This is a genomic window from Streptococcus mitis (assembly GCF_001579035.1).
GTDB classification, from domain to species: Bacteria; Bacillota; Bacilli; order Lactobacillales; family Streptococcaceae; genus Streptococcus; species Streptococcus mitis_J.
In genome coordinates this window covers 334806-338534 of record NZ_KQ970286.1, presented here as the reverse complement: position 1 = coordinate 338534, position 3729 = coordinate 334806, and the positions used below count along the sequence as shown (strand labels likewise).

The window sequence follows — 3729 nt, the reverse complement described above, 5'->3', positions numbered from 1 at the left end:
GCAAATGAATTGGAAAACATTCTGGTTAGTGAAAAACTTTCCACTTTCCGAAACTTTTTCAATCAAGAAACCAAGCCATGCTTGACTGAGACTTCCTTCAGTCCAGTTCCTTTTGCAAATCAAATAGGAGAGCCTTTTGCCAGTCTTTCTGATTTGTTGGACACCTACTATAAGGACAAGGCTGAACGCGACCGGGTAAAACAGCAAGCCAGTGAACTCATTCGTCGTGTTGAAAATGAACTTCAGAAAAACCGCCACAAACTCAAAAAACAAGAAAAAGAGTTACTGGCGACAGACAATGCTGAAGAATTTCGTCAAAAAGGGGAATTGCTGACAACCTTCCTCCACCAAGTGCCTAACGACCAAGACCAGGTTATCCTAGACAACTACTACACCAACCAACCTATCACGATTGCGCTTGATAAGGCTCTGACTCCCAACCAGAATGCCCAACGCTATTTTAAACGGTATCAGAAACTCAAAGAAGCTGTCAAATACTTGACTGATCTGATTGAGGAAACCAAGGCCACTATTCTTTATCTGGAAAGTGTAGAAACCGTCCTCAACCAAGCTGGACTAGAAGGAATCGCTGAAATCCGTGAAGAATTGATTCAAACAGGTTTTATCCGCAGAAGACAACGGGAGAAAATCCAGAAACGCAAAAAACCAGAACAGTATCTGGCAAGCGATGGCAAAACCATCATCTATGTTGGACGTAATAACCTGCAAAATGAAGAGCTAACCTTTAAAATGGCCCGCAAGGAGGAACTTTGGTTCCATGCCAAGGACATTCCTGGAAGCCACGTGGTCATCTCAGGAAATCTTGACCCATCTGATGAAGTCAAGACAGACGCAGCAGAACTGGCCGCCTACTTCTCTCAAGGTCGCCTGTCAAATCTGGTCCAGGTAGATATGATTGAAGTCAAGAAACTCAACAAACCAACTGGTGGCAAACCAGGCTTTGTCACTTACACAGGACAAAAGACCCTCCGTGTCACACCAGATCCCGAAAAAATTGCATCAATGAAAAAATCCTGATTTAGCTTGAAATCAGGATTTTTAACATACTATTCACTCAAATCATATCCAATTATAGGACTAATCTTTGCCACCTAATTTCTCATTGATTTTCATCATCACACTAGCAATTTTTTCTCCCCAATAAGGGTCTGAGGCATATTCCACATTCATACCAGACGCCTTGTTTCCAAGGAAAGTTCTGCCCCTATCGATATAATTTTCCTTAATCCACTTGGTTGCACCTAAAATTCCCTTATCCACATCATCAAATGTCTTGGCAGAAAGGTACGGGGTCGTATCATAGGCTGTAATTCCAAAGAAATTATTCTTATCTTTGGCAATCTTACTTCTTCCCCAGTCGCTTTCTAAAGCACTATGGGCAAGGAGGTAGAGGGCATTGATATGATAATGCTCTTCGGCTTCCTTAAAGGTAGCTCCCTTATTTTCCAAGAGACTATTGTCAATATTTAACAGACTAAATACCTTATCCAAGTCTTCAGCACTATAGTTTGTAGTCTCTGTCAAATCTTTGAAAAGGAAGGGATTCTCAAGCTTAAAACCATCAAAATGCAGCCCATCTGCCGAATAATATTTCTTGCCTACTTCCATATCAGAAAGGTGAGAAGCTACTGGGATACTAGCATACTGGCTCACATAGTGATAAAAACGGTGTCCATCGCTCTCATAATAAGGGATAAAATCCTTACTAGCATCTAGTGCTTGTAAATCTTCTGTTTTCATATAGCCTGACAAACCAGAAATAGTAATAGCCAGGCGCTTGTCATCACTTTTTCTATCCTTATCTAGCCAAACAACACTACCTTGCGATATATAGGACAGCTTCTCACCATCTGCATCATAAACATTTGCTGTGACAGGTACTACTTGATAATAAGCAGCATTTTCGTTTGTAGCTTTTTCTCCAAGCCATTTACCATCGCTTCCAAGCTGATAACCATCTACAGTCTCATTTTTCGCCATGTAGCCACCAGATTTGAAGTAGTACCAGGCTTGACTTTTAGAATCGTATAACCATTCTTTCTCAGTCATTTTCCCATCAGATTTGAGATAAAACCATGACTCCTTATCCCAAATCCATTCATTCACTGCCATATAGCCACCGGATTTGAAGTAGTACCAGACTTGACTTTTAGAATCGTATACCCATTCTTTTTCAGCCATTTTGCCATCAGACTTGAGGTAAAACCAAGATTCCTTATCCCAAATCCATTCATTTGCTGCCATATAGCCACCAGATTTGAGATAATAATAGTGACCATTTTCGAAAATCCATTCTTTATCAGCATGATTTCCATTTTCTTTTATGTAAAACCAAGATTGGTATTGTTTGTCAAAAAGCCAACCTTGCTGTACTTTGGCACCAGTGGCATTCACATAAGCCTGGTCAATCCACTGACTTGTCAGTAGATAACCACCAGATTTGAAATAATAGTCCTTCCCTTTAATTTGAAGCCATTCTTTCTCTGCGTGTTGTCCATCTGCTTTGATATAAAACCAAGCGTCATACTGAGAATCAAATACCCAGTCTTCTATTACTTTGGCACCTGTTGCACCGACATAGGAAGCTCCTAGCCAAGCATTTCTTTTCATCTTTCCATCTTGGTCAAGATAATAGAAAGCTCCCTTGTCTTCTATCCATTCTGACTTGGCCATATAGCCACCAGATTTGAGATAAAAATAGTCGTCACCTTGTTTCAGCCATTCATTTTCAGCATAGTTGGCATCTGCTTTTATATAAAACCAAGATTGATAATGAGCATCAAAAACCCATTCATTGGCTGCTTGACTGCCGTCTGCTTTCATGTATTGTTTTCCTTGCCAAGTACCATCACTGGCCATTGCACTCTCTGGTCTGACTAAGAAAAACAGCAGAGCTAAAAAAATAAATCTTACTTTCTTCATTAACCTTCTTCCTCTGTTCTTATTTATTTTATTGTACCAAAATTCTCTGAAATTCATATTACAAACTAATAAAAAATCAAGAACAGATTGATTGCAGTTTACCTCAGAGACTCTTTTACTTCCTTGCGGAGATTTTCCAGACTGCTGATGCCATATTTATCCATAACCTTTGGTAGATTTTCAATGATGTCAGGACAGGCATATGGATTGGTAAAGTTGGCTGTTCCAACTCCGATTGCAGATGCTCCAGCTAGATACATTTCTAGGGCTGCTTCTGCCGAATCCACTCCCCCCATTCCAATGATGGGCAGGTCTGTGGTTTGGGCGACTTGGCGGATGAGTTTGAGGGCTACTGGAAAGACTGCTGGACCAGACATTCCACCTGTTCCATTGGCCAAGATTGGTTTTCTGGTTTTGAGGTCAAAGCGCATTCCAACTAGAGTATTGATCATGGTTAAACCACTTGCCCCTGCATCTTCTGCAGCTTTTGCGACAGTAACAATATCGGTCACACTAGGGGTTAATTTGACATAAACTGGTACATCAGAAGCCTCTACAGCTGCTTTCACCACATCATAAGCCAGATCTGGGTCTTGACCAATCAAGAGTCCATGATTACAGTGATCTACGTTGGGACAAGAAATATTGAGCTCGATAGCCTTCACATTAGCTGCCTTGGAAATACCATGAGAAACAGCAGCATACTCTTGTTTTGAAAAACCAGCCACATTGGCAATAATGGGAAGATTTGGATATTCTCTTTCCAACCAAGGTAGCTTTGCAGCC

Annotated in this window: 2 protein-coding genes and 1 pseudogene; 1 reads left to right on the top strand and 2 read right to left on the bottom strand. The window is 40.8% G+C overall.

Annotated elements, in window-relative coordinates; genetic code table 11:
- Positions 1–1038, top strand: a pseudogene (gene pavA, locus SMIDD26_RS04100) (Rqc2 family fibronectin-binding protein PavA); the annotation flags it as partial.
- 60 nt (positions 1039–1098) lie between these two features.
- On the opposite strand, the gene SMIDD26_RS04095 reads toward pavA, so the two are convergent.
- Together SMIDD26_RS04095 and SMIDD26_RS04090 are read right to left on the bottom strand one after the other, a co-directional pair.
- Entirely contained in the window at positions 1099–3000 is a 1902-nt protein-coding gene (locus SMIDD26_RS04095) for a glucosaminidase domain-containing protein (RefSeq protein WP_134990130.1), read from the bottom strand.
- A gap of 41 nt (positions 3001–3041) precedes the next feature.
- Positions 3042–3729, bottom strand: a 688-nt coding sequence (locus SMIDD26_RS04090; RefSeq protein WP_246746890.1) for a dihydroorotate dehydrogenase, incomplete at its 5' end; no start/stop codon positions are given.

Bases quoted from the DNA above. Each gene is read 5' to 3' on its own strand.
- SMIDD26_RS04095 (WP_134990130.1), bottom strand. From the start codon at position 3,000: ATGAATTTCAGAGAATTTTGGTACAATAAAATAAATAAGAACAGAGGA.